We start from the raw sequence: 24,529 nt of genomic DNA, 5'->3' as shown, positions 1-24,529 counted from the left end.
AACTATTGCCGATCACTTGATACTGCACATCAAAGCCACTGCATGAGCTGACATTCCAAGCTTTTCGCCTGTAAATCCGAGGTGCTCCTCGGTGGTAGCCTTAACGCTTATCTGCGAAACATCGCAGCCGCACACCCTTGCGATATTCTCGCGCATAGTCATGATATAAGGAGCAAGCTTCGGTGCCTGAGCAATAACCGTTGCGTCGATATTGCCTATTTCCCAGCCTGCCTCGCGTACTCTGCGGCATACCTCTTCCATGAGCTTCATGCTGTCCGCACCCTTGAAGCTGTCATCGTTATCGGGGAAAAGATGACCTATATCCCCCATTGCCAACGCGCCCAGCATTGCGTCCATAATGGCGTGAACAAGCACATCTGCGTCCGAGTGTCCGAGAAGCCCCATAGTATGAGGTATATCAACACCGCCGAGAATGAGCTTTCTGCCCTCAACAAGCTTGTGTACATCGTAACCGTGACCTATTCTGAACATATTGTTCTCCCTTCATTAATAAATCAAAGATCAAGAGAAAAACGAAATATTAACTCTCAACTATTTACTGCTTGTGACCTTTTCGACTTCCTTTGCCTTGCCGAAAAGCAATTTCAGCACAACAGGCGTAACTACACTTGATATTATAATAAGAAGTATTACCGCAGTGAAGTATGAGGAGTCGATGATACCAAGTCCCAGACCCTTATTAGTGATTATAAGAGCCACCTCGCCTCTTGTCATCATGCCTGCGCCGATTTTAAGGCAGTCCGTCCAGCTATACTTAAAGCACCTTGAAGCAAGTCCGCAGCCTATTACCTTACTGAGCATAGCTACGATAACAAAGCCTATCGAAAACACTATCATACTGGAATCAACATTGCCGAAATCAGTTTTAAGACCGATACTTACAAAGAACACAGGTGCAAAGAACATATAACCGTTGATATTGACCTTGCGGTCGATATACTCGGCATCACGCACATTGCAAAGGATTATTCCTGCGATATACGCACCTGTGATATCAGCGATACCGAAATGCTTCTCAGCAACATAAGCCATAATAAAGCAAAGGCTTATAGCGATTATAGGGATACGTCTTGTATGAGGGTACTTTTCATCGTAAAACTTGAAAAGCTTATAGAATATGTATCCGAGAACCAGCGACAGCACAAGGAAAAGTCCTATTTTTCCCGTAACGAGAAGGGTATTGCTATTAGGATCCTTAAATCCGAGCACAAATGTCAGCACGATCATTCCGATAACGTCGTCGATAATAGCCGCACTGAGTATAGTCTGTCCCACTGTCGTCTTTAGCTTGCCAAGCTCCTTCAGCACCTCTACGGTTATACCCACGGAGGTAGCCGTCATAATACAGCCTATGAACACCGCCTTGAAAAACTCGTCCGAACCAAAGGAAGAAAAGCCGTAAATACCCATATACAGCAGACTTCCGCCCACAAGCGGCACAAACACGCCCACACAGGCTATCATAAACGCTGCAAATCCTGATTTTTTCAGTTCCTGTAGGTTCGTTTCAAGTCCTGCGGAAAACATAATGAGTATTACGCCAATCTCCGCCATCTGACTGATAAAGTCCGAGGGCTGTACAAGTCCCTTGTACAAACATGGACCTATGAGCAGACCTGCGATTATCTCACCAACCACCATAGGAGCCTTGAGCCTTCTTGCAAGAAGGCCTGCACCCTTAGCACATATAAATATTATGGCAAGGTCTTTCAGTATTTTGTATGTTTCCATTCATATTCATATCCTTCCGTAAATAAAGGGAGCCAAAATGCTCCCTGCTTATACCTATTATACTATAAAGCTTTACGTTTGTCAACATTAGTGGTTAATGATTAGCAAGGAACACCGCCCTCGGCGTTCCGTCAATGCGTAATTATTAATTCGTAATTAGGAATTGATGTATCGCCTTACGACGATGGATTTAAAGCCGTTAGCCTGTAGGGGAGCCCGCTCACGGGCTCCCGTTGGGGCTTTCGGTCGGCAAAACGCCGCCCCTACTTAGTTCTTAGCTCTTAGTTCTTAGCTCTTAAAACAGATAAATATAAAAACTTTTCCCCCGTAGAAAAAAATGCTTGACAAGCTGTCGATGAAATGGTATAATATTTGAGTATCTTGTGCAAACAGATACTATTATTATCCTTGCCCGCAGTGAGTTGTCGGGCATGATCCCAGAAGGAGGTGTGCTAAATGGCAAAGGTATCCGCTAAGTATGAAGTAATGGTTGTTTTCAGCCTCAAGAACGGCGAAGAGCCAATGAAGGCTCTCATCGCAAAGTTCAAGGAGAGAATCGAGCGTCACGCTGAAGCTGTTGAAGTCAACGAGGATTGGGGTAAGCGCAAGCTTGCATATCCTATCGAGGACGAGACAGAGGGTTACTATGTAATCTATACTTTCCAGTCACAGCCTGATTATCCTGCTGAGCTTTCAAGACGTCTTAACATCGCAGACGGCGTTCTTCGTTCACTCGTAACAGTTGTTGAATAATTCTACTTCATTAATTAGGAGGCGGTCAGATGAATAAGGTTATTTTAATTGGCAGACTTACTGCTGATCCCGAGCTCAGACAGACTCAGAGCGGTATTGCTTCATGCAGATTTACTGTAGCTTGCGACAGGCGTTTTGCTGACAAGAATACAGGCGAAAGACAGGCTGATTTTATCAGCTGTACAGCATGGAGACAGACTGCTGAGTTCGTTTCACGTTATTTCAGCAAGGGAAAGCTCATCTGCGTTGAAGGCAGCCTCAGAACAGGCAGCTATCAGGACAAAAATCACTCTGATGTAACTCATTACACCACAGATGTTTTTGTTGACAATGTTGAGTTTGTAGGCGGAAAAAATGAGAGTGGCGGCAACAACGGCTACCAGAACGGCGGCTACGGCGCTCCCCAGAACAATTACAACAATAACTATTCTGCTCCTCCGCAGCAGGCAGCTCCACAGCAGCCCGCAGCTAATGACAGTATGTCTTACGGCAACCTCAGCGATTTTGAGGAAATACTCAGCGACGGCGACGTACCGTTCTGAGTAAATTAACTTTACTTTATTACGATAGGAGGAAAAGTCATGGAAAAGGAAAGAAATGCACGTCCTGCAAAGAAGCCCCGCAAGAAGGTTTGTATGTTCTGTGCTGACAGAATCGAGAAAATTGATTACAAGGATCTCGCTAAGCTCAGAAAGTGCATGACCGAGAGAGCTAAGATTCTTCCAAGACGCGTTACAGGCACTTGCGCTTACCACCAGCGTGAGCTCACAGTTGCTATCAAGAGAGCAAGACACATCGCTCTGCTTCCTTACATCAGCGACTAATCATAAAATTCAAGGGAGGCATTACGCCTCCCTTTTTGCATATCCATATGTAACGCTCCTTACGGCATCGTTACAAGGAGCGTATCAATGGGTCTATCTGTCGATATTCTGCACTGCAAGCTCTTCATCTCTGCGGAAGAGAAGAGAGATGCACCATACTGCCGAAATTGCCACAAGAATGTAGACTGCACGGCTTATGACACTGTCAGCACCGCCGAAAAGCCATGCTACCATGTCAAATTCAAAAATACCGACTAATCCCCAGTTTATTCCTCCGATTATCAGAAGAATAAGAGCAAGCTTGTCCCACATATTGAGAACACCTCTTTATTCGGGATTTTGAAACCACTGACGGCGGATAAATACCGCTCTTCACTGGTACAAATGTATTATCGCCGCAAAAACAAGGATTATTCATTTTAAGGAGAAAAATTATGATACCGAATAATATTTCACTTATACTCTTTGACAAAAAAACATGGATAATGATAGCCGTTATCGCTGCCGCTGTACTTCTGCTGGTTCTTTATATCAGCGTACACTTCAGCAAGGGCAAGCGCAAAGGCAGAGCAGCCGAGCGCAAGGTAGGCAAATACCTGAAAAAGCTTGGCAAAAAAGACCACATCAGGATAATCAACAACGCCTATCTCCCACTGTATAACAAAGCCTGCGAGGTCGACCACCTTGTTTTCGGACGCTTCGGCGTACTTGTTGTCGAAACAAAGGGCATTTCGGGCACAGTTACAGGCAGCGGCAAAAATCTGACCCATACCATAGGCAGCAAAACACATAAATTCTATAACCCTCAGCTCCAGAACAAGACCCACATGGATAACGTTATCCACCACCTGAAAAAAGGCGGTTTCGAGAAAACTCCCGTAAACGGCGCGGTAGTATTCTCTGCGAAGGATATCGAATTCCCGTCCGAAATAGGCATGGACTTAAAGGGTCTCGATAAGTTCTACGGCAGCCTCCCCGATGCAGGCTGCAATCAGGACGTACTGTACCACTACTTTATGAAAATGCAGGTCAGAAACCCCTTAAAGAAAATGTGGATAAGAACGCGCAAGAAGAACGATTGACAAAAGTCATATATAAAGGAGTTTATTATGAAAATCAAAGGTTTTATCGCACTGGCATCAGCTGCACTCATAGCCTTTCCCTCCGCACTCTGCACTGATATCAGTTCAAGGACATCTGCTGCTATGAACATAAACTCAGTTACATTCAACAACTTCGACACACGTATAAACGGCGGCGAGCCAATACGCGGTGTGGATATATCCTCTATCATCTCCCTCGAAGAAGCAGGAGTGAAGTTCTACGACGACAACGGCAATGAGCAGGATATCTTCAAGACTCTCGCCGACCACGGTGTGAACTATATCCGCGTAAGGATATGGAACGAGCCCAACGACGGCAACGGACACAGCTACGGAGGCGGACATTCCGACCTCGAAACTGCCGCTAAAATAGGCAAACGCGCAGCACAGTTCGGAATGAAGCTCCTTGCGGATATACAGTATTCCGACTTCTGGGCAGACCCTGCAAAGCAGACACGCCCCAAGTACTGGCAGCCCCACGACCACAACAAGCTAAAGGGCGAGATATACAACTGGACTTCATGGGTAGTAAAGTACCTCACCGAAAACGGCAGTGATATCGGCATGGTACAGGTCGGCAACGAGACCGAGTGCTTTTTCTGCGACGAAAAGGATATGTACAAGATATGTGACCTCTTTTCCAGCGGAGAAAAGGCTATCCGCGACTTTGACAAAAATATCCTTATCGCTCATCACTTCGCCAATGCAGGCAACGGACACTTTGGCTGGTATGCGCAGGTCATGAACGAATGTAAGCTCGATTACGATATCTTTGCCTGCTCGTACTACTCCTACTGGCACGGCTCACTGGAAAACCTGCAAAAGACTCTCACCGATATAGGAAACAAGTACAACAAGTACGTAATGGTCGTAGAGACCGCCTATCCTTACACCAACAGCGACGGCGACAACTTTGGAAACAGCGTAAGCTCGGGCTCATCGGGCTGTGACCTGAGATACCCCATATCCGTTGAGGGACAGGCAAACGCACTTACCGACGTATTCAGGACTGTAGCCAACTGCAACGGACACGGTATCGGAGTATTCTACTGGGAGCCTGCATGGCTGGGAGTTCCCGATATATCGAGAGACCAGCAGAAACAGCTCTGGGACAGATACGGCACAGGCTGGGCAACGTCCTACGCAAAGGAATATGACAAGGACGTAACCGAATCAGGCGGTTCTTCCTTTGATAATCAGGCACTTTTCGATTTTCACGGCAAGCCTCTTGACTCCCTTGACGTATTCCTCAACATCTACCCGCAGAAAAAGCCCGTTGTGACCACAACTACGACAACAACAACAACTACTACTACAACGACTACCACTACTACCACAACCGCGCCTGTCATCACAAAAGACATTATCCTCGGTGATATCAACAACGATGAGATCATCGACGTATATGACGTAGTTGCACTCAGGAAGGCGGTTATTGCAGGAAACAAGTCCGCAGAACTCGACCTCAACGGCGATAATGAGGTTGGCGTAGCAGATATCGTGAAGCTCCAGCGATATATCTTAGGATATGCCGACAGTGACCTTACATACAAGACAATTATCGTAAAATAGCACCAAAGCCGCTGCGATCGCAGCGGCTTTTTCATTATGTACCATTAACTGAAAATTGATTTTCCCCTCTACAGAAATAATTGTCACGATGTACAAAATCAAGTACCATGATTTATGCAAAACATAGAAAACCAAAAAAATTTTTTGATAATCAATGGTTTTGCATTGATTTTTGTCGTTTTTTGCCCCTCTTATAGAAAGATTTTCACACGAACCCAAATTCACCCCTGCAAAAAAGGAACGCCGAGACGGCGTTCCCTACAGATCATAATTTGCATTTTTGCTTACGCTCTTGTTTTTATCACTAAGCACTATCAACTGACCACTTATAAAATAATATCCGCGATATCCGAAGGCTTCTCAGCGATAAAGTCCGCGCCCTCGGCAGCAAGCTCCTCGCGTCCGCGAAAGCCCCATGCACAGCCGATAGAAGCGATGCCTGCATTTTTGGCAGTCCGAATATCCACATTACTGTCGCCTATCATGTATACCTCGTTCTCCTCATCGGGCAGAACCGAGAATATCTCGATAAGTATAGCACTGTCGGGCTTTACAGGTCTGTAGTCCACACCGCCAAGCACCTTAACGAAGCCGATATCCGGCAGAAGCTCCCAGATTATTTCTCTTGCCACGTCCTCAGGCTTATTTGTAGCCACAGCAAGCACAACACCTCTGCTTTGCAGCTTCTCCATTGTCTCCTTCATCCCGTCATACAGCTTAGTCTTGTCAAGGTAGTGCTGAGAATAGTACTCCTTGAACAGCTTATGCAGCTCCGCAGACTTGTCCTTTTTATCTTCGGGAAGTGCCCTTTCACAGAGCTTTTTCGCACCGTTTCCCACCATTTTCTTATAGGCTTCGTAATCATGTGTGGGACAGCCCAGTCTTTCAAGCCCGTAATTCACCGCATCGCCCAGGTCGCAGATAGTATCCGCAATAGTGCCGTCAAGGTCAAATACAGCTGTTTTCATTGTATCACTCCTCTATGAGTCCGCGTATCTCCTCAGGAGTGAATACATACTCCTTACCGCAGAAATGACAGCTAACGGAAGTATCCTTACCCTCGTCAGCAATTGATCTTAACTCGTCCTTGCCGATACTGATGAGTACCTTTTCTGTGCGCTGACGGCTGCAATCGCACTTATAAACAGGCTCGGCAGTATCCAGCACATTAGGGTCAAGACCATCAAGGAGCATATTTGCTATCTCCTCGGGAGTTATGCCCTCGTCCAGCATCTGCGAAACAGGACGTATCTTAGCCACATTCTTCTCGATTATATCTATGCACTTCTCATCTGCAAAGGGCAGGAGCTGCACAAGAAATCCGCCTGCTGCCTTTACAGTAAGGTCGGGATTTACAAGCACACCGAGACTGCACACAGTAGGTATCTGCTCGCTCGTAGCATAATAGCTTGCGATATCCTCTGCTATCTCGCCTGAAACAAGTGGTATAACGCCAACATAGGGCTCTTTGAGTCCCATATCCTTGACTACGGACAAAGTACCGTCCCTGCCAACAGCTCCGCCTACATCAAGCTTTCCCTGAGCATTGAGCGGAAGCTCCACAACAGGATTGTTCACGCAGCTCTTTACGTTTCCGCGGCTGTCAGCAACAGCCACAAGCTGTCCCGAAGGACCGCCGCCGTCAACTCGCAGAGTCACGCTGTCGTCATCGCCTTTGAGCATATATCCCATAAGGGAAGCGGCTACAGTAAGCCTTCCAAGACCCGCAGTGATAACAGCTGATGTCTTGTGTATGCGCTCTATCTCCGAAACTATATCCTTTGCATCAAGAACCTCTGCAAACGCTGAACCGTCAGCAGAGATAGCTCTGTATAAATTACCCATTTTCCTTATCCTTTCAATATTTCTGACCGCTTCTGATACATCTTGCGGCATATACTATACGCTGTGAGGTCTCGCAGGGAGGCTCCAAAGTATCATCGCCGTACTTTCCCAGCACCTCAAATCCGCACTCACTCAACAGTCTCTCGATATCCTCTTCGCTGTAAGCCTTTTCTGAGAAACCGTCGGAGCTTCGTGAATAAAGTCCGTTTTCCTCCAGCTCGAAGAACTCCAGCTGCATTTTTACTTCAAGAGTATCGGGGTCAAGAGTATTCTCCCATACGCAGTAAACGTGCTCCGTTTCGTAAGTAAAGGTATTATTCGCCAGTATTTCGCGGTGCTTGTAGGGAGTATTCACATCGAATATGAAAAGTCCGTCCTGCTCCGAGAAAAAGGCAACATTCTCGAACACCTTCCTTACATCGTCAAGGCTTGCCAGATGATTTATGCTGTCAAGAGCGCAGACGGTAATATCCACAGTCCCGAACATATCCAGCTTTCGCATATCCTGACACAGATACTGTATATTCAGTCCGCTGTCGAACTTCTTATCAAGAGCGATACCCAGCATCTCGTCGGAGTTGTCAACGCCGATAACATCATACCCAAGACCAGCCATTACCTCCGAGATACTTCCCGTACCGCAGGCAAGGTCAAGGAGGATATTCTCCTTGGTGGTCTTGAATTTCTGTATTATGCCGTGGAAAAACTCCCCTCGGCGTTTATAGTCTATATTCGCCGTAAGCTCGTCATAATAACGTGCAAAGGCACTGTATCCGCTCATAATAATATCTCCCATTTATTTGATAAGTCTTTATTCATCACGGGGCAGCATTTTCTGCTGCTGTCCTGCCACCGTTTTGATTACAGCAAAGGACTGCACCATATATGGTACAGTCCATAATAACACAAGAAAGGCTTATTAACTCTTAGTCTCCTCATTATTGCCGCCTACAAGACTGCCGTTCTCGTCACGGGTCTCTCTGAGTATCTCAGCACCGTTATTATCATAATCCACATAATCTATAAGGAATGAATCTCCCGACTTATACTTATGGGTATATTTCAGAATAACGAGCTGTTTCTGCTCATTCCAGACATATATCTTCTCCTCATAGCCGCCGTCTTCCTTCTGCTCGGTAGTTTTCAGCTGCTTGAGCTCAGCATTTCCATTCAGTTCAAAATGAATACCGTTAAGCTCCTGCCATGCCTGATAGTTGCCTGTCTCGTGGTCATAGCGGTAGTATTTACCTGTTTTGTTGAGTTCATCAGGCTTTTCAATAATGAATATATCAGGATAGCCGTCAAAATCAAGGTCATTCTTGATAACAAAATCATTCACAGTCTTTGACGGATCCTTCTTAATTGCCTCCTGAATTCCCGAGGTGTCTGCACTTAGCACCTGATATGAACGTGCCTTTCCGTCGTTGTACTGACGTGATACATCTATCTTATTGGAAGTATTTTCAGAAATACCGAATGAAATAGTGCTGCAATCCTCAAAATCTGCTTTCGGAGCCTGTGTAGCAGGCTGAGTTGTGGTGGCTGCTGTAGTTGCCTTAGTCTTTGTAGTTGACTTTGGCGCAACAGGTACAGCTCTTGTAGTACCGTAAACTCCGCCGCTGCCGCCGTTTGCACGGGTAACAGCAGACTTCTTTGAACCTGCCTTAGCGGTAGTTGTTGTTCCCGATACCTTGTTTCCTGCTGTCTTTGTTGTAGTTCCCGAAACAGTATCATCATCTGTAGTAGCTTCTGTGTCAGTAGTTGAGATATCTCTTGTAGTACCCTCAACCGTACCCGAAACTATATTTATAGGCTTGTCAGTGTCCTTTACGTCGCTTACCTTTCCGCAGCCTGTAAGAAGAGCAAGTGCAACAATTGGAAGAATGTATTTTTTCATAATGTCACCTCATATAACCTTTCTTTCTCATAAAGCCTATTGATCTCTTTACGCATAAAAGGGACGGAGTAACCCCGAAACGACACGGCAGCCTATACTTTTTATCGGGGAAGCCCCCTTTTTCAAAAGGGTTTCCCTCAACAGAAGGTACAAAACTGCTATATGGGTATCGCGGTTATACCGACCCTTTATATTACTTATTTTGCTGCGTCCTTAGCCTTGCAGCACTTTTTATACTTCTTACCGCTTCCGCATGGACACGGATCGTTATCGCCTATTTTCTTAGAGCGAACAGGCTCATCAGAAAAGCTTCCGTCGCCTGCGCCTGCATTAGGAGCATCAGGCTTAGCAACCTGCTCACGCTCAGGAGCTTCGTTCTTCTGGAGCTTTACTGTAAGGAGCATACGGATAGTATCCTCACGGATAGACTCTACCATAGCATCGAACATCTCAAAGCCCTCGTAACGATACTCGATAACAGGGTTCTTCTGACCGTATGAACGGAGACCGATACCCTTCTTGAGCTCTTCCATATCGTCGATATGAGCCATCCACTTTGTATCAACTACCTTCAGGAGGATAACACGTTCAAGCTCACGCATGATCTCTGCGCCGTATTCCGCTTCCTTAGCCTGATAGATCTCTCCTGCCTTATTGCTGAGGGCATTGACGATATCCTCCTTGGATACATCATCAAGTTCATCTTCCTCAAATGCAAGGTCCTCAGGACCGATGAGCCAGCCGAGGAAGTGCTCCTTGAGTCCCACAAGATTCCAGTCGTCCTTGACCTCATCATCAACAAGGTATGTATCGACAGTAGTCTTGATAAGATCTTCCATCATCTTGAGTATGCTCTCGTGGAGATCCTCACCGTCAAGAACCTGTGATCTCTGCTTGTAGATGATCTCACGCTGTGTATTCATAACGTCGTCGTAATTGAGGACGTTCTTTCTTACGCTGAAGTTCTGACCCTCGACCTTCTTCTGTGAAGACTCGATGATCCTTGTGAGCATCTTGCTCTCGATAGGAGTATTCTCGTCAACGTTGAGAGTTCTCATCATATTTTCAAGACGATCGCCTGCGAAGATACGCATAAGGTCGTCCTCTACAGAGAGGAAGAAGCAGCTTTCACCCTCGTCGCCCTGACGTCCTGAACGTCCGCGGAGCTGGTTGTCGATACGTCTTGATTCATGTCTTTCTGTACCGAGGATATAGAGACCGCCTGCTTCCTTAACCGCAACAGCCTTCTCCTTTACCTCAGCATTATACTTATCATAAAGCTCACGATAAAGCTTTCTTGCTTCGATGATCTCCGGATTGTCTGTATCAGCAAAACCGATAGCCTCAGCGATGATCTCCTCAGGGATCTCACGCTTTCTCAGTTCAGCTCTTGCAAGGAACTCTGCGTTACCGCCAAGCATGATATCGGTACCACGGCCAGCCATGTTTGTAGCGATAGTAACTGCACCGTACTTACCTGCCTGAGCAACGATCTCAGCTTCCTTAGCGTGCTGCTTAGCGTTGAGGACCTCGTGCTTTACGCCCTTTCTCTTGAGCATAGCGGAAAGGAGCTCTGACTTCTCGATAGAAACAGTACCTACGAGGATAGGCTGACCTTTCTCGTGACATTCGATGATCTTATCGATGATAGCGGCATACTTGCCCTTTTCTGTTGTATAAACAAGGTCGTTATGGTCGATACGAATAACGGGCTTGTTTGTTGGGATAGCGATAACATCGAGCTTGTAGATCTCCTTGAACTCGTCTTCCTCAGTCATAGCAGTACCTGTCATACCTGAGAGCTTTGTGTAAAGACGGAAGAAGTTCTGGAAAGTGATAGTAGCAAGAGTCTTTGACTCGCTCTTGATCTTAACGCCTTCCTTAGCCTCGATAGCCTGGTGGAGACCGTCATTGAAACGACGTCCCATCATAAGACGGCCTGTGAACTCGTCAACGATGATGATCTCGCCGTCCTTTACAACGTAGTCTATATCGTTCTTCATAACACCGTTAGCCTTGATAGCCTGGTTGATGTGGTGAAGAAGTGTCATATTCTCGGAGTCCATAAGGTTCTCGACTCTGAATGCCTGCTCAGCCTTCTTAACACCGCGCTGTGTGATAGTAGCTGTCTTAGCCTTTTCGTCGATAATATAATCAGCAGTATCGTTGATAGACTCCTGATCTACCTTGTCGTCCATTTCAACTACAGTAGTTGAAGTAAGTGTCTTTGCGAAGCGGTCAACGATAGCATAGAGGTCTGTTGACTTGTCGCCGCGTCCTGAAATGATAAGAGGAGTACGTGCCTCGTCGATGAGGATAGAGTCGACCTCGTCCACGATAGCGAAGTTAGGAGCACGCTGTACACGTTCTTCCTTATGAGTTACCATGTTGTCACGGAGGTAATCGAAGCCCAGCTCGTTATTTGTAGCATAGGTTACATCACAGTTGTAGGCTGCACGGCGCTGCTCGTTGTTGAGACCGTGAAGGATACAGCCGACTGTAAGTCCAAGCCAGCGGAGTACCTTACCCATTTCCTCTGCCTGAGTCTTAGCAAGGTAATCGTTAACGGTAACGACATGAACGCCGAGACCTGAAAGTGCATTGAGGTATGAAGCAACGCAGGCAACGAGAGTTTTACCTTCACCTGTTTTCATTTCAGCGATACGTCCCTGATGAAGAACGATAGCACCGATTATCTGTACAGGATAAGGCTTTTTCTCAAGTACACGCCATGCGGCTTCTCTTACTGTAGCAAGAGCCTCGGGGAGGATATCGTCGAGAGTCTCGCCATCCTCAAGTCTCTCCTTAAATTCAGCAGTCTTAGCTTTAAGCTCTGCATCGGAGAGCTCCTGATACTCTTCGTCCAGTTCGAGAACTTTATTTTTAATAGGCTCGATACGCTTTAATTCTCTGTTGGAATAAGCGTTAGAACCAAAAATGTTTTTGAATAAACCCATTTTGTTATTCCGCCTTTACATTATAATAGTGTAGGTCTTGATAGTATAAATACACATAATATATTTTACAACAAATGGCAGAGTTTGTCAATACCCATGTGATATTTGGCTAACAAGCCGCAGAATGAGCCATTAGTCAGCCTTAGCGTTTAGCTAAATGCAGGGGCGAACATTGTTCGCCCGCACTGATTTATACGTAATTTGATAATTCGGAATTCCTGATTAAAGCTTCAGCCCATTCTTCCTATACCCTCCGCCGTATCACAGCAGGAACCAAACATATCCCCTACTGCATTGGCTAAGGAATTCAAGATAATCAATATTCCAACTATAATGACTATAACTATGATAAGAACTATTTTACCCGCTTTTTTTATCCTATCCTTATCTTCCTCGGCAGTTTTTGAAGTATCAATAAATGCTAAACAGCCCCATATTCCTATTATCACAAGAGTTATAACAATAAACATCATATTTTTCTCTCCTTTCGGGTCAACGCTTTGTTCTTTTCTGCTATTATATTATCATCAAATGCATCTGCTAACAAGATAACGTTTGTCACTTTTTCAGTGACATTTGTCACTGTATATTGCAAAAAAGGTACGAAACGTGATATAATGTAACAGGTGATGATTATGCTTATGATTTCTTTGACAAATACCGATAAAAAAGAGCTCCATACCTACGCTCACAAAATGCTCAGAGAGGCTCTCAGGCTTAGATGCGTGGAATACAGTGAAGCTACGCCCATAACCAAGAACAAAATGGGTAAGCCCTCTCTTGCGGAGCGTCCCGACATACATTATAATCTCTCCCACGCAAATGGTATCGTTGCCTGTATTATCTCGGACTATGAATGTGGGATAGACTGCGAAGGAGTAAGAGAGCATCGTCCCAACGTCATTAAGCGCGTATTTTCGGATAACGAGAAGGCAATGTATGAAAATGCCCCCGATGAGGAAAAAGATCTGCTGTTTTTCAGGCTGTGGACGCTTAAAGAAGCCTATGTAAAGGCAATAGGCATCGGTGTCTCCTACCCTATGGATACTGTGGAATTCAGCTTTTCGGGAGATGAGATAATCTCAAATATGGAGAACTGCCGTTTCAGACAGTATATTATCGACGAGGGGAAATATGTGGTCGCTGTATGCGAAATAATAAAACAAAAATAGTGCCATTTACTGCTCATTTCGCAGGATTTCTGTGGAAATTGCCGCTTTCAAACTGTCTCAGATGTGCAAAATCAATAAAATAATCAGTGAAATTCGGTCAAATCGGGAAAAATTCTCGTATACCCTTGCATTGCCGCTGATTTTAGGTTATAATAATTATAAGCTTCTTGTTTGATCCATTCGCGTTTCACCAGAAGTATTCCACAAATCGGGAGGCTGATATTATGTTCGATAAGACTATGACATTCTCAGTTAATGAAGACAGAGAAGCAGAGCTGAAAAAAAATCTTACTATCATCTATGACGCTCTCACTCAGAAGGGATATAATCCCGTCAATCAGATAGTAGGCTATATCCTTTCAGAGGATCCTACATACATCACAACCTACAACAACGCAAGAAGCCTTATCCGTCACATCGACCGTGACGAGCTTTTACAGGTTCTTGTAAGATCATATCTGAACGCTTGATCGCTTTTCAGTGAGCAGCGGTCAGTGTATAACGGTTAGTTTAAGGGCGCACACAAGTGCGCCCTTTTCGTTTTGTATCATCCCCATAACAAATAAAAAGGCGGACTAAAAGTCCGCCTTGTATCATTTCTTGCCGCCGTATGGAGCAAAGCATATATTAAGGTCTACATTGCCCTCAATTCCCGGTACCTTGCCCGAATTTGTGTACTGCCATATCTTATAGTCATAATAGTAGGACGGCTTGTCACTGTATTCGGCAAGCCAGAAGTCGTAGTCCTTTACTCTTGGCAGATCAAGCTTTTTCATTGCTGTTGTGGTGTTCTGATATACCATAGGCGTATATCCCGAGTCCTTTACTCTTTCACAGAAAGACACACAGCAGTCTGCAAGCGCTTCCACACTTACATCATCTGTACGAGCCGCATCTCCCGATACAAGCTCCCAGTCGTATACTACAGGGTATGTGATATCATAGCCCTTCAGCGCATCTATTATGGCATCAGCCTCATCAACAGCTTCCGACGCTGTAGTCGCCTGTGAATAGAAGTATGCTCCTACCTTAATGCCCTGCGCAAGAGCTCCCTCGATATTGTTCCTGAACTGCTCGTCATATGTAACGACTCCGCCTCCGTAGGTACGGTATCCCACGCGGATTATAGCAAATTCTATGCCTGCCTGCTTTACCTGCTCCCAGTCGATCTCGCCCTGGAACTCCGAAACATCTATGCCGTTTACGGAAGATACCTCGCCGTTTTCAGTATAATATGCATAGCCGTTCCTCATGGTGAGCTTGTTGAGATCAAGCGTACACGCAGGAACATCTGCATAAACAGGTACGAATATCTCGCCGTAGGAGCCGTCGTGCATAAGTATCTTCTTGCCGTCAAACTGGTAGAAGGTCTCTTCCTTCTCGATGACCGCTCTCCTGCGCACATCGGGTCCCTTCGATTTTGCATTTGCGGGAACTGCATCATCTTTTCCGCGTATGAACGCTATCCATATAAGCGCGATCGTAAGTATCAATATTATAACAGCTTCAAGTATAGCTATACTTTTGAAGCGTATCCTTCTTCTGGGTTCTGCCATTGTTTCCTCCGTTTTATGTTCGTTTTTTGTCTGTAAGTATATAATATCATATTTTTCTCAGTTTGTAAACATTCTTTTTGCAGTAAATAATAACAATTTCGTCATATAACGAGTTTTCACAAAGTTTTCAGCAAACGTCTGTTGACAAAAAATGATTTATGGTATAAAATCAAGACAAGCTCAATTAACAACCGCTCACACATTATAAGGAGGATAATTATGGATTACACTTACAAGACAAAAATGGTCTGTTCTCAGTAAATACGCTTTCATATTTAGGGCAACGTTATAACAAATATCGTTTTCGTAGGCGGCTGCAACGGCAACCTCAAGGCTATCGCAAAAATTCTTGACGGCTGGACTGTCGAGGAGATCGAGGCTAAGGTCAAGGGCAACACCTGCGGTCAAAGACCTACTTCATGCGCAGATCAGCTCTGTATCGCTGTGCGCGAGGCTTACGAAGCGCAGAAATAAGCCGTTAGCCTGTAGGGGCGGCGTTCCGCCGCCCGCAAGTGATTAGTGATTAGTTATTAGTGATTAGAACTAAGCCCGTTTTACGCAAAAAAGCTCCCTTATTGTAAAAGGGAGCTTTTTTCAGTATTTTACCACTGCTTTTTTGTATATCCTTCAATAGTTGCAACAACATTTCCTTTAGTATCAACGGATTTTACCACGCATTTGTAATAAGAATATCCAAAAAATCTGCCATTAAAATCATTATATCCTGTTATAATATATGGATCTCCTTGCACCCATACATCACCACCATTTAATGTATGAAGATTTTTGTCTTTCCACTCAGCAGTTGCACAGTCCCATACATACCAATCATATGTATATTTACCTGTACCGCCTATCACGCTTAAGTCTTTAAAATTATTAGCATAACTTATCCATTCAGGGAAATCCTTTGAGAATTTAAGCGGCTCATAGCTTACATTTATATTCCTGCTTGTCACTGTTGTGCCTCTGCTGTCTGTTATCTTACACTTATATGTGCCAGCATAACAAGCGGCTACCTGTGAACTATTAACACCGTATTTTTCGCCGTTTCTTGTCCATTCGTATGTATATGGTGCCTTTCCGCCCTTAACACTTACAGATACACCGATAAAACCTGTGCTTGAATTAATCATTCTGTCGCCCGACTGTTCAGTTATTTGGAGCTTTTCATACACTGTAACTGTAGCATTGCCTGTAGTATATGTTTTGGTTTTATATGCTGTTTGTTTTTTTACTCCCACATAGATAGTCACCTTTTGCTTTACAGTTACCTCGCAGTAATAGGTCCCTGCCGCAGAAACAGTCAGATAGCTCTTTGTTTCGCCGCTTAAAGCACTGCCGTTCTTATACCACTGATAGCTTACTGTAGAATTTGCAGGCAATGTAAAGCTTGAAGATTTTTTGGCATTGATAACAGCGGTCTTGCCGCTTTCTATTTCAATATTTGTCTTATCAAGATAATAGTTGCCTGCTGAAAAAACAGTAACAGCCGGCACTCTCGGAGTTGAACCAACAATACCGTTTGCCGCATTTGCGGTCATGCTGCTTGCTCCACACAGAAGAACCGCACTTGAAAGTAAACATAATGCTTTTGTTTTAAAGCTTCTCATCTCAGAATTCCGCCTTAAAAATAAAATAAATATAAAAAACATTCGGTACCGTAAACGATTTTTCGCCCCCCAAGGCTTAATATGTGTATATTTTAACATACAAACACTCAAAAAAACAAGTGACAAATGTCACTGCTTCAATGACATTCGTCACTATTTTTCACAAATTTGCTCAACAATCGCCTGTGCATATCTATTTTATGCAGCAATCCCATCTGCGAACTATCTGTAAACTTTTATTTCTTCCTGTTCACAAAATCATTTATCCCCGAAAAAAGTGTGAACGCCACCTTTGTACGATATTCTTCGGTATTCAGCAGCGCTGCCTCCTCGGGATTGGATAAAAAGCCACATTCCGCCATTACCGTAGGGTTATTGCTGTAATAGCAGAGAAAAAGCTCCTTTCCGCAAAGCTTTATCTCACGTTCGTTTTCAGGCTGCAAATATTCCCTGAATTTCGCCTGCAATGCCCGTGCAAGGGCTTCACTGGTGCTGTTGCTCCCCGAGTAAAACATCTGCGCACCGCTGTATTTCGGGTCTGTAAACTGGTTCTGATGTATGGAGATACATACTGCATTATCGCTCTCGTTGAATATTGCAAGCCTGTTGTCCATGTCTGAGCTTTTCTGCGCAGCTATGCCCTCTATCCCCTCATCATGTATGGAACGGTCAGTGTCTCTCGTCACCCTTACTTCAAAGCCGTTTACTTCAAGCATATCCCTTAGCTTCAGCAATATATCAAGGTTTATCCCCTTTTCGGGAACTCCCTCCGCCGATGTACAGCCTCCGTCTATGCCGCCGTGACCTGCATCAAGTACGATAACAGGCGGTTCGCTGTCAAGGTCTGTGAGTGATACGGGAAGTGCTCCGTTTTCTGCTTTTTCGGCTATGCGAGATGCTCCGTATAATGTGAATACCGCGCAGCCGCAAAGCAATGCTCCGCTTACTATCTTTCTGTGGACTTTTCTCATTTATGTTTCTCCTTCCGCTTCTGCGTTTAGTTACTGTATGATATTCGTGTTTTTTACTTTTTATTACAAGAATATGTTTTATCTGATACATTTTTGGAGAAACTCATCACTTATATACCATTATCAATGATATAAGTTATGCGCCGCTGTATTCTTCAGTTCAGCATTTTTCCGACTACCACCTGACGCTGTTTACCGTCATCGGTACAGGTGATCACAGTTATCCTGTTATCTCCGAAGTCATCAAGCACCCATGTTTCATCGGGATCTACGATAAAGCTGTCAGTCACAGCATAAACATAGCTGTTCTTCTGCTTGTCATACAGCGTTATTTCCATTCCGACTTTAATTTTTTTGAGGTTATTGAAATACTCCTTGTAGATAGTACTGCTGTGACCTGCAATACAGTAATTACCTTTGCCGAAGTCGCCTGTTCCAATGAAATGTCCGACTGCTCGTGATATGGTCTTATTATCAGTTCCCTCCAATATGGGAGCCTTTATTTTCAGATCAGCTATCTCTACTACAGGATTTTCGCGCATGAGCTTTTGCTTCTGATACTCACGATATATTTTTCTGACACCGAAAAAGCCAAGAATACTTACCCCGATAATTATTGCAATGAGCCCTGTTATAAACAGGACCCACTGCTTTCTGTCTTTCTTTTGTCCGATATCAGCTGTACTATTATTCTTCATTTTCTTTCTTACGAAGCAATCCTGACTTTACTACAGCAAATGCACCTGCAATAGTGAACATCATTGCTGCGGCAGCCATTCCTGCTGTTCCAAGTGAATTATTGCCTGTCTGCGGGAGGTTGACAGCGCTCTTGTCTGAGTGGATCTCGCCTTTACCTGTATCAGGATCAAGAATGTATGCGTCGAAAGGCTCCTTGTTTTCATCGTAAAGCGCTACAGTTACCGAATCATCTGCATTTATCATTGGCAGTGTATTCGCAGGTCTGACACCTGTCTTTTCCTCGTAATCCTTTGCAGCCATGTCAGAGAGCTGTTCAACAGTGTACTTGCCCGGTTCTTCGTGACGAATAAAATGTACTGAGCTGCCTTCCTGCTCTAAATAAATGTCATTGCACGGACTCTCTTCAGGAGCCTTAAAGCCTGCATGGAAAGACATTTCGCTGTTATTAACAAGCTCAAGACCTATTATTTTCTCTTCATTCTCATTCAGCCAGTACATAGGCTGCAGCGTACCGAAATCAGAACCGCCATCGTAGGAATATGTGAATTTGCCGTCTGTTCTGATATTGAAAACACTGCTGCTTCCTTCGGTATCCTCATACCAGATTCCTGCAACACTTGAAAAATCGTAGCTTTCAACTGCCATGATATCGCGCCATTCGCCATATTCATAGTTGCTTATCTTCCATTTGCCGTCCTCTGATCTGAAGTCTGCCTTGCCGTTGCCGAAAAGCTGATTTCCGCCAATTGTCAATGCTGAAAATCCGTCCATAGCTGGATCAATAACAGCTATTCCATATTCTGTTTCAAAATTGAAAAATGAACGGCCAACTGTTTTTACGTAGAGTGATCCGTCGTATTCAGTGAAGCATTCATCACACTCATTGATAAATCTGTCTCTGAGATCACCTGTAACAGTATCGGCGATAAAGTTCTTGAAATCAGCGATATTAGTAAATCTTTCGTCTGTTACAAGTACATGATCGTTTACAACAGCGTCAACTACTGTGTACATGGGACTTGCGTTCATGATCGCCATTATGGTATTGAAGTCCTCCATTTTTGAAACTGCTATTTCTTTTTTGTCAGCATTTTTTTCGTCTAATATCTCGGGAACTGCATTTTTTTCCGAGCTGTCATTGCTCTGTGCTTCGCGTACAAGCTGAGACATACCGCCGTTGCCTGTAATATAAACATCTCTGTCATTCTGGTCGCAGTAACAGCCAACAAAGAACTTATCGCCCTCATAGAAAGCAAAGAACGGAACATGGTCAGTGCCTCCGAATGTATCGTAATCCACTCTTACCGTACCTGTATGAGTATTGCCATCAAGGTCTGTGTAGACATATGTGCCGTCATCTTTTACGTCAATAAAGCCACTGTCGGTCACATTTGATGTAACGTTCTTTCCTTCTTCAGCTATCTGATATTTCCAATGACCTACGATATTACTTATATCTGTTTTTTCATCAGTTGATACAACTGCTATCGGCTCTGATGCCGGTTCAATATCTGCTGCAAAAGCTGCTGTGGAAGGGATCGCTGCTATTAATGCAAGTGAAGCGATACACGAGATCATTTTTTTCATAATTATTACCTCCGTAATTTTAAATTAATTTGTTTGTTCGGCTGTGTGCCTTTCTGTGATTATATAATAGCATACTTTTTTCACTCTGTGCGCAGAATTACAAAACTGTAATTCAATTACAATTATGTAATCGTTAAATATGAAAAAGACAGTTCGCATGAACTGTGAACTGCCTTTTTTCTTATAAAGTGGTTTTAACGAACTCCCAGTCACGAAAACTATCGTCCTTATCGTCAAACCATAAAAGCGTATATTCATGCAGCTCCTTACCTTGCCATTCGCGCGTTTCCACACTGATCCTGAATATTGCCGTTCCGTCGTCATACACCTGTTTTTCAGCAGTTGTACCATCATCAAAATATTCCGTTTCAAACAATACTCCATCACTGCAAGCCATTGTCAAGTCTGTTTCATTATACACGCATTTATAGTTCAGCTTATAATCCTTAAGAAATTCTCCCGGACCTATGCGCCATTCAATATCAGCGATATATCCGTCGCCGCTTTTCTCTATTATTATCCTGTTCTTGCCGCTTGACCATTCACCGATAAAGCTGTCGGCGTTTATTTCAACAGGGAATGATTCGGTCGCTTCAGGATATTTCGGCGGTGCAGTCTGCTTTGTTGTTGTCTGTACTTCGGATTTCTCCGAGCCTGAGCCGCCGCATGATACTCCCGAAAAGATCATTGCAAGTATCATAAGGCAGGAAACTGTTTTTTTCATAATGCTTCTCCTCTTTGCGGATATTTCTTTAATTACGAACTATCTGAGACATACCGCCGTTGCCTGTCATATATACGTCGGAATGTGTATCATGGCAGTAACAGCCGATAAAGAACGTATCACCCTCGTAGAAAGCAAAGTACGGAACATTATAATCTCCGGCGAATGTATCATACTCTACCTTTACCGTACCCGAATGTGTATTGCCGTCAAGGTCGGTATAAACGTATGTACTGTCGGATCTTATATCTATAATGCCGTTGTCGATCGCTCCTGCTGTAATATTCATGCCTTCGGGAGCTATCTGATATTTCCACTGACCAACAAGCTCACTTATGTCAGTAATTGCATACGACATATCATATGCAGGTATCTCCTTGATATAATTTGCACTTATATAGCCTGTTTTGCCGTTAAAGCTCGCAGCGTACCAGCCTGATTTTCCGCATGAGTAGACGTCTATCTGAGTTCCGTTCGGTATTGAACCGATTATTGCCGCTGTTGTAAAAGGCTCTTCTCTCAGGTTAAGGTCGCCTGAATCGGTGGCAACGTATCCGCCGAATAAACGATCGCTTTCTTTTAAAACCAGCGGTTCCTTTTCAGCTTCCTTTGCAGGAGCTTCTGCTTTATCTGTAGTTTTTACTTTATCTGTTACATCAGCAGATGTGGTATTTTCTGCCTTTTTCTCTTCCTTGGAAGCAGCTGTTGCTGCGGCAGTAGTTGTTTGGGACGAAGAAGTTGTTGTTTTAGCCGATACTTTTTCGCCTGTTCCGTCTGATTCTGTTTTTCCGCATGATACCATTGCGGACATCATTGTAAGTATTGCAAGACAAGTAACTAATTTTTTCATAATAAACTCTCCTTTATTTTTCATTCAGAGAACCGATTGATCTCTGTTTACAATGTCATTATATCATATCGTCAGAGCCCGTGTTGCATAATTACAAATCTGTAATCAGAAAGTTTTTCAGAACATAATTCGTCTGAGGACATATTCACCATCAGAGGTAGACGCTATTTCATATGTGCTCATATCGTCCATGTTCAGGTGTTTTTTTAGTCGGGAGATATTGACTCTTATTGTGTTTTTACTGTCCTCGACATCGCAGCCGTAGATGTTTTTGTATATCTCACGGTAGCTTATCCGCTCTCCCAAACGTGAAGCAAGCATATACAGTATCTGAAGCTCACGCTGAGGAAGCGAGCACTCATTGCCGTCAAGTGTTGCAGAGCTTGCAAAAAGGTCTACCGTAAGATACGGAAATTCTATTTTCGGTGTCTGAGGAGCTTGCTTGGCATTTCGGCGGAGCTGAGCTTCTATACGTGCCTTTAATACATTAAGGTCATATGGCTTGGTTATGTAATCGTCGCCGCCGCTGCGAAAACCCATTATTACGTCATCATTTTCATCGCGGGCAGTAAGAAAGATCACAGGCGCGTTCGTTTTCTGCCTGAGTATCTTGCAGAAATCCATTCCGTCTCCGTCAGGAAGCATAACGTCAAGGAGTACAAGATCGGGAACGCACTCCTCCAGCATAAATGAAGCGGTCTGCACCGAATCCGCACAATGAACGGTATATCCTTCGTTTTCGAGAAACGAGCGGTTGATTCGCATGATATCGGAATCGTCTTCTACTAATAATATGTGTGACATAAAAATCCCCCTGATTACAATTTCGTAATTTAGTTCACTTATAAGAAAAAATATGGTATAATAAATTCAGCCAATAAAGGAGGCGATAACATGAATAAAAAGGAATCTAAGCTTCGCCGTAAATTATTTGTATTGATACTTGTTTCCATGTTTGTGCTCCTGATATGTATGGGAGCTGTATTCGCGTTTTTTACGCGGCAGATAAGAACAAAGGAAAAAGAAGCCCTTACGCAGTTTTCCGAGGATATGAAAGACGTATATTACGAAGATCAGAAATACATCCTCTCCACCGATACATATTACTCTATAAAATGGCTCTCATATCTTGCAAGCCGCTTTTTCTATTCTACATACTCTCAGGAAGGCTTTGAGATACAATGCCTCACACTGCTGGATTCATATTGTAACGCTACGAATAAAACAATGGATTTTACAGACGACGAAGTTATCATCGCATATCATGGCGACTACTTTTTCTGTGCCAACGGATATTCACAGGAATATGCAGAATGGCTGCTGAATGATCTGTACACTGATGAGCGCCGTCAGAGCGAAGCAGGTGACCCGGGCTGTACTGACGGTGTTACATGGCTGAAACAGTCAGGCTTCAACATATCATATATGAAGAGAGAGGATTCATATATATCAATAGGTATTGATACGGTCTATGATATGAGCGACGAACAGCCTATAAAGCTTTGTATAATCAAAACGACCAACGACAGCGGAAAAATAGATAATTATTCCGAGCAATTCATAGATAAATACGCAGATACCGCAAATAACACAAATGTCCGTGCTATGCGAAGAGCATTTCTTATAATATCTGCGATATTGATAATCATAATCCTGCTCTGTCTGATCTATACCCGAAAAATAGCAGAATATATCGCCGATCCCATCGAGCTTGAACAGCTCCGTGCACAGCAGGAAAAAGAAGCTCTCGAAGAAGCCAACCGAATGAAAACAGCCTTTCTCTCAGACGCTTCACATGAGCTCAAAACTCCTCTTGCGGCAATGTCAGGCTATGCACAAAATGCTGAACTCGACCTTGTCAACGGCAGCAATACAATCCTTGTACAGGAAAAGCTCAAGCGTATAGCTTCAGAGTCGAACCGCATGGCTCTTATGGTAACACAGATACTCGACGCAACACGTATCGAGGAAGGACGCATGGTTCTCGAGCTTGCTCCCTGCGATATTGAGAGTATAGTACGTGAGACTGTTGAGACCTATTTTTCAGTCCTGAACAAAAACAATAACCGCCTTGCACTTCGTATACCGCTTGAATTGCCAAAGGTCGAAGCCGACAGCTCAAGATTGCAGAGGGTATTCGTCAATCTTATCTCTAATGCTCTGAAACACACTAAAAACGGCACGATACTCGTCAAGGCCGAGGAAGAAGAGGGCTTCGTCAAGGTCATCGTAAAGGACACAGGCAGCGGTATCCCGGAAGAAGATATGCCTCATATCTGGGAGCGATACTACAAGGGTAAACACTCCGAAACAGGCACAGGACTCGGCTTGTTCATATGCAAGTTCATAGTGGAGTCCCACGGCGGCAGAATATGGGCAGAAAGTGAAATCGGCAAGGGCACAACGTTTACATTTACCCTGCCACTTAAATAGTATAATTTACATTATACCACAGTTCACCTCAAAAAGCCAGTGTTTTATGTAGAATATTTTATAAGCAAAACAGACGGCAATATGCCGTCTGTTCTTATTTTTGATAATACATTAAAATAATTATGTTATGTTTTTGGGCGTTATCCGGTAACTGAATTATATGAAGGTCTAAGATTATATATGCAAAAACTCCGACCATAAGGTCGGAGTTTTTCTGATAA

Annotated in this window: 26 protein-coding genes; 9 read left to right on the top strand and 17 right to left on the bottom strand. The window is 44.0% G+C overall.

The annotated features are described in order from the left end of the window. Positions 1-12 precede the first annotated feature (12 nt). Both ispF and BUB28_RS08390 read right to left on the bottom strand, forming a co-directional pair. Positions 13-492: a 2-C-methyl-D-erythritol 2,4-cyclodiphosphate synthase gene (gene ispF, locus BUB28_RS08395; protein WP_072950566.1), complete on the bottom strand. Its 480-nt coding sequence runs from the start codon at positions 490-492 to the stop codon at positions 13-15. A gap of 60 nt (positions 493-552) precedes the next feature. Beyond that, positions 553-1,752, bottom strand: coding sequence for a cation:proton antiporter (locus BUB28_RS08390; protein ID WP_072950565.1), 1,200 nt, complete (start codon positions 1,750-1,752; stop codon positions 553-555). A gap of 456 nt (positions 1,753-2,208) precedes the next feature. Between BUB28_RS08390 and rpsF the strand changes: the two genes are divergently transcribed. The 3 genes from rpsF to rpsR are packed head-to-tail and all read left to right on the top strand — an operon-like array spanning position 2,209 to position 3,329. Then, positions 2,209-2,505, top strand: a complete 297-nt coding sequence (gene rpsF / locus BUB28_RS08385) for a 30S ribosomal protein S6 (protein ID WP_072950563.1) — start codon at positions 2,209-2,211, stop codon at positions 2,503-2,505. Positions 2,506-2,534: 29 nt separating this feature from the next. After that, the gene (locus BUB28_RS08380; protein WP_072950562.1) at positions 2,535-3,047 is read left to right on the top strand and encodes a single-stranded DNA-binding protein; all 513 of its coding nucleotides are present in this window, start codon (positions 2,535-2,537) and stop codon (positions 3,045-3,047) included. A 39-nt stretch (positions 3,048-3,086) separates the two neighbouring features. After that, positions 3,087-3,329, top strand: coding sequence for a 30S ribosomal protein S18 (gene rpsR / locus BUB28_RS08375; RefSeq protein ID WP_028516774.1), 243 nt, complete (start codon positions 3,087-3,089; stop codon positions 3,327-3,329). 93 nt (positions 3,330-3,422) lie between these two features. Here the strand turns inward: rpsR and BUB28_RS08370 are convergent, their stop codons facing one another. After that, on the bottom strand, positions 3,423-3,641 hold the full coding sequence (locus tag BUB28_RS08370; protein WP_072950560.1) for a DUF378 domain-containing protein: 219 nt from the start codon (positions 3,639-3,641) through the stop codon (positions 3,423-3,425). 122 nt (positions 3,642-3,763) lie between these two features. Between BUB28_RS08370 and BUB28_RS08365 the strand changes: the two genes are divergently transcribed. Next, positions 3,764-4,411 carry a nuclease-related domain-containing protein gene (locus BUB28_RS08365; protein ID WP_072950558.1) on the top strand — a complete coding sequence of 216 codons (648 nt, stop codon included), beginning with the start codon at positions 3,764-3,766 and terminating at the stop codon, positions 4,409-4,411. A gap of 27 nt (positions 4,412-4,438) precedes the next feature. Beyond that, a complete protein-coding gene (locus BUB28_RS08360; protein WP_072950557.1) occupies positions 4,439-6,004 on the top strand; it encodes a glycosyl hydrolase 53 family protein in 1,566 nt (521 codons plus the stop codon). Between the two features lie 326 nt (positions 6,005-6,330). Here the strand turns inward: BUB28_RS08360 and BUB28_RS08355 are convergent, their stop codons facing one another. From BUB28_RS08355 to BUB28_RS08330, 6 genes are all read right to left on the bottom strand, one after another. Then, positions 6,331-6,972, bottom strand: a complete 642-nt coding sequence (locus BUB28_RS08355) for an HAD family hydrolase (protein WP_072950555.1) — start codon at positions 6,970-6,972, stop codon at positions 6,331-6,333. A 4-nt stretch (positions 6,973-6,976) separates the two neighbouring features. Continuing rightward, complete coding sequence (hslO, locus tag BUB28_RS08350) at positions 6,977-7,849, bottom strand: Hsp33 family molecular chaperone HslO (protein ID WP_072950551.1); 873 nt, start codon at positions 7,847-7,849, stop codon at positions 6,977-6,979. A gap of 13 nt (positions 7,850-7,862) precedes the next feature. Continuing rightward, positions 7,863-8,630 (bottom strand): class I SAM-dependent DNA methyltransferase, encoded by a 768-nt coding sequence (locus tag BUB28_RS08345; protein WP_072950549.1) that lies wholly within the window; start codon positions 8,628-8,630, stop codon positions 7,863-7,865. A 138-nt stretch (positions 8,631-8,768) separates the two neighbouring features. Continuing rightward, positions 8,769-9,746 carry a membrane lipoprotein lipid attachment site-containing protein gene (locus BUB28_RS08340; RefSeq protein ID WP_072950548.1) on the bottom strand — a complete coding sequence of 326 codons (978 nt, stop codon included), beginning with the start codon at positions 9,744-9,746 and terminating at the stop codon, positions 8,769-8,771. Positions 9,747-9,943: 197 nt separating this feature from the next. Then, the gene (gene secA / locus BUB28_RS08335) at positions 9,944-12,703 is read right to left on the bottom strand and encodes a preprotein translocase subunit SecA (RefSeq protein WP_072950546.1); all 2,760 of its coding nucleotides are present in this window, start codon (positions 12,701-12,703) and stop codon (positions 9,944-9,946) included. A 230-nt stretch (positions 12,704-12,933) separates the two neighbouring features. Beyond that, positions 12,934-13,176: a hypothetical protein gene (locus tag BUB28_RS08330; protein WP_072950545.1), complete on the bottom strand. Its 243-nt coding sequence runs from the start codon at positions 13,174-13,176 to the stop codon at positions 12,934-12,936. Positions 13,177-13,338: 162 nt separating this feature from the next. Here BUB28_RS08330 and BUB28_RS08325 point away from each other — a divergent pair, with 162 nt between their 5' ends. Together BUB28_RS08325 and BUB28_RS08320 are read left to right on the top strand one after the other, a co-directional pair. Continuing rightward, entirely contained in the window at positions 13,339-13,875 is a 537-nt protein-coding gene (locus BUB28_RS08325; protein WP_072950543.1) for a 4'-phosphopantetheinyl transferase family protein, read from the top strand. A 224-nt stretch (positions 13,876-14,099) separates the two neighbouring features. Continuing rightward, the gene (locus BUB28_RS08320; RefSeq protein WP_028516792.1) at positions 14,100-14,345 is read left to right on the top strand and encodes an IreB family regulatory phosphoprotein; all 246 of its coding nucleotides are present in this window, start codon (positions 14,100-14,102) and stop codon (positions 14,343-14,345) included. Between the two features lie 123 nt (positions 14,346-14,468). On the opposite strand, the gene BUB28_RS08315 is transcribed toward BUB28_RS08320, so the two are convergent. Continuing rightward, positions 14,469-15,431, bottom strand: a complete 963-nt coding sequence (locus BUB28_RS08315) for a glycoside hydrolase family 25 protein (RefSeq protein WP_072950542.1) — start codon at positions 15,429-15,431, stop codon at positions 14,469-14,471. 288 nt (positions 15,432-15,719) lie between these two features. On the opposite strand from BUB28_RS08315, the gene BUB28_RS08310 reads away from it, so the two are divergent. Then, entirely contained in the window at positions 15,720-15,905 is a 186-nt protein-coding gene (locus tag BUB28_RS08310) for a TIGR03905 family TSCPD domain-containing protein (protein WP_347497317.1), read from the top strand. A 128-nt stretch (positions 15,906-16,033) separates the two neighbouring features. Here BUB28_RS08310 and BUB28_RS08305 read toward each other — a convergent pair whose 3' ends face one another. From BUB28_RS08305 to BUB28_RS08275, 7 genes are all read right to left on the bottom strand, one after another. Continuing rightward, on the bottom strand, positions 16,034-17,044 hold the full coding sequence (locus BUB28_RS08305) for an immunoglobulin domain-containing protein (protein WP_072950540.1): 1,011 nt from the start codon (positions 17,042-17,044) through the stop codon (positions 16,034-16,036). A 236-nt stretch (positions 17,045-17,280) separates the two neighbouring features. After that, positions 17,281-18,015, bottom strand: coding sequence for an N-acetylmuramoyl-L-alanine amidase (locus BUB28_RS08300; protein WP_072950538.1), 735 nt, complete (start codon positions 18,013-18,015; stop codon positions 17,281-17,283). A gap of 155 nt (positions 18,016-18,170) precedes the next feature. Then, positions 18,171-18,713 (bottom strand): class D sortase, encoded by a 543-nt coding sequence (locus BUB28_RS08295; protein ID WP_072950537.1) that lies wholly within the window; start codon positions 18,711-18,713, stop codon positions 18,171-18,173. After that, a complete protein-coding gene (locus BUB28_RS08290; RefSeq protein WP_072950535.1) occupies positions 18,703-20,301 on the bottom strand; it encodes a hypothetical protein in 1,599 nt (532 codons plus the stop codon). Before BUB28_RS08290 ends, BUB28_RS08295 begins: the two co-directional genes overlap by 11 nt. Before the next feature lie 181 nt (positions 20,302-20,482). Next, positions 20,483-21,025: a hypothetical protein gene (locus BUB28_RS08285; RefSeq protein ID WP_072950534.1), complete on the bottom strand. Its 543-nt coding sequence runs from the start codon at positions 21,023-21,025 to the stop codon at positions 20,483-20,485. A 28-nt stretch (positions 21,026-21,053) separates the two neighbouring features. Next, positions 21,054-21,875 carry an SH3 domain-containing protein gene (locus BUB28_RS08280; RefSeq protein WP_072950532.1) on the bottom strand — a complete coding sequence of 274 codons (822 nt, stop codon included), beginning with the start codon at positions 21,873-21,875 and terminating at the stop codon, positions 21,054-21,056. A gap of 117 nt (positions 21,876-21,992) precedes the next feature. Beyond that, entirely contained in the window at positions 21,993-22,679 is a 687-nt protein-coding gene (locus BUB28_RS08275; RefSeq protein WP_072950531.1) for a response regulator transcription factor, read from the bottom strand. 90 nt (positions 22,680-22,769) lie between these two features. On the opposite strand from BUB28_RS08275, the gene BUB28_RS08270 reads away from it, so the two are divergent. Further along, complete coding sequence (locus BUB28_RS08270) at positions 22,770-24,308, top strand: sensor histidine kinase (RefSeq protein WP_072950529.1); 1,539 nt, start codon at positions 22,770-22,772, stop codon at positions 24,306-24,308. The last annotated feature ends 221 nt before the right edge of the window (positions 24,309-24,529 follow it).

It is taken from the genome of Ruminococcus flavefaciens (assembly GCF_900143025.1).
Taxonomy (GTDB): Bacteria; Bacillota; Clostridia; order Oscillospirales; family Ruminococcaceae; genus Ruminococcus; species Ruminococcus flavefaciens_I.
This window is presented reverse-complemented; position numbering and strand designations above follow the sequence as displayed.

Excerpts from the sequence above, each read along its gene's own strand:
- ispF (WP_072950566.1), bottom strand. The coding sequence starts at position 492 with ATGTTCAGAATAGGTCACGGTTACGATGTACACAAGCTTGTTGAGGGC.
- BUB28_RS08390 (WP_072950565.1), bottom strand. The coding sequence starts at position 1,752 with ATGGAAACATACAAAATACTGAAAGACCTTGCCATAATATTTATATGT.
- rpsF (WP_072950563.1), top strand. The coding sequence starts at position 2,209 with ATGGCAAAGGTATCCGCTAAGTATGAAGTAATGGTTGTTTTCAGCCTC.
- BUB28_RS08380 (WP_072950562.1), top strand. The coding sequence starts at position 2,535 with ATGAATAAGGTTATTTTAATTGGCAGACTTACTGCTGATCCCGAGCTC.
- rpsR (WP_028516774.1), top strand. The coding sequence starts at position 3,087 with ATGGAAAAGGAAAGAAATGCACGTCCTGCAAAGAAGCCCCGCAAGAAG.
- BUB28_RS08370 (WP_072950560.1), bottom strand. The coding sequence starts at position 3,641 with ATGTGGGACAAGCTTGCTCTTATTCTTCTGATAATCGGAGGAATAAAC.
- BUB28_RS08365 (WP_072950558.1), top strand. The coding sequence starts at position 3,764 with ATGATACCGAATAATATTTCACTTATACTCTTTGACAAAAAAACATGG.
- BUB28_RS08360 (WP_072950557.1), top strand. The coding sequence starts at position 4,439 with ATGAAAATCAAAGGTTTTATCGCACTGGCATCAGCTGCACTCATAGCC.
- BUB28_RS08355 (WP_072950555.1), bottom strand. The coding sequence starts at position 6,972 with ATGAAAACAGCTGTATTTGACCTTGACGGCACTATTGCGGATACTATC.
- hslO (WP_072950551.1), bottom strand. The coding sequence starts at position 7,849 with ATGGGTAATTTATACAGAGCTATCTCTGCTGACGGTTCAGCGTTTGCA.
- BUB28_RS08345 (WP_072950549.1), bottom strand. The coding sequence starts at position 8,630 with ATGAGCGGATACAGTGCCTTTGCACGTTATTATGACGAGCTTACGGCG.
- BUB28_RS08340 (WP_072950548.1), bottom strand. The coding sequence starts at position 9,746 with ATGAAAAAATACATTCTTCCAATTGTTGCACTTGCTCTTCTTACAGGC.
- secA (WP_072950546.1), bottom strand. The coding sequence starts at position 12,703 with ATGGGTTTATTCAAAAACATTTTTGGTTCTAACGCTTATTCCAACAGA.
- BUB28_RS08330 (WP_072950545.1), bottom strand. The coding sequence starts at position 13,176 with ATGATGTTTATTGTTATAACTCTTGTGATAATAGGAATATGGGGCTGT.
- BUB28_RS08325 (WP_072950543.1), top strand. The coding sequence starts at position 13,339 with ATGCTTATGATTTCTTTGACAAATACCGATAAAAAAGAGCTCCATACC.
- BUB28_RS08320 (WP_028516792.1), top strand. The coding sequence starts at position 14,100 with ATGTTCGATAAGACTATGACATTCTCAGTTAATGAAGACAGAGAAGCA.
- BUB28_RS08315 (WP_072950542.1), bottom strand. The coding sequence starts at position 15,431 with ATGGCAGAACCCAGAAGAAGGATACGCTTCAAAAGTATAGCTATACTT.
- BUB28_RS08305 (WP_072950540.1), bottom strand. The coding sequence starts at position 17,044 with ATGAGAAGCTTTAAAACAAAAGCATTATGTTTACTTTCAAGTGCGGTT.
- BUB28_RS08300 (WP_072950538.1), bottom strand. The coding sequence starts at position 18,015 with ATGAGAAAAGTCCACAGAAAGATAGTAAGCGGAGCATTGCTTTGCGGC.
- BUB28_RS08295 (WP_072950537.1), bottom strand. The coding sequence starts at position 18,713 with ATGAAGAATAATAGTACAGCTGATATCGGACAAAAGAAAGACAGAAAG.
- BUB28_RS08290 (WP_072950535.1), bottom strand. The coding sequence starts at position 20,301 with ATGAAAAAAATGATCTCGTGTATCGCTTCACTTGCATTAATAGCAGCG.
- BUB28_RS08285 (WP_072950534.1), bottom strand. The coding sequence starts at position 21,025 with ATGAAAAAAACAGTTTCCTGCCTTATGATACTTGCAATGATCTTTTCG.
- BUB28_RS08280 (WP_072950532.1), bottom strand. The coding sequence starts at position 21,875 with ATGAAAAAATTAGTTACTTGTCTTGCAATACTTACAATGATGTCCGCA.
- BUB28_RS08275 (WP_072950531.1), bottom strand. The coding sequence starts at position 22,679 with ATGTCACACATATTATTAGTAGAAGACGATTCCGATATCATGCGAATC.
- BUB28_RS08270 (WP_072950529.1), top strand. The coding sequence starts at position 22,770 with ATGAATAAAAAGGAATCTAAGCTTCGCCGTAAATTATTTGTATTGATA.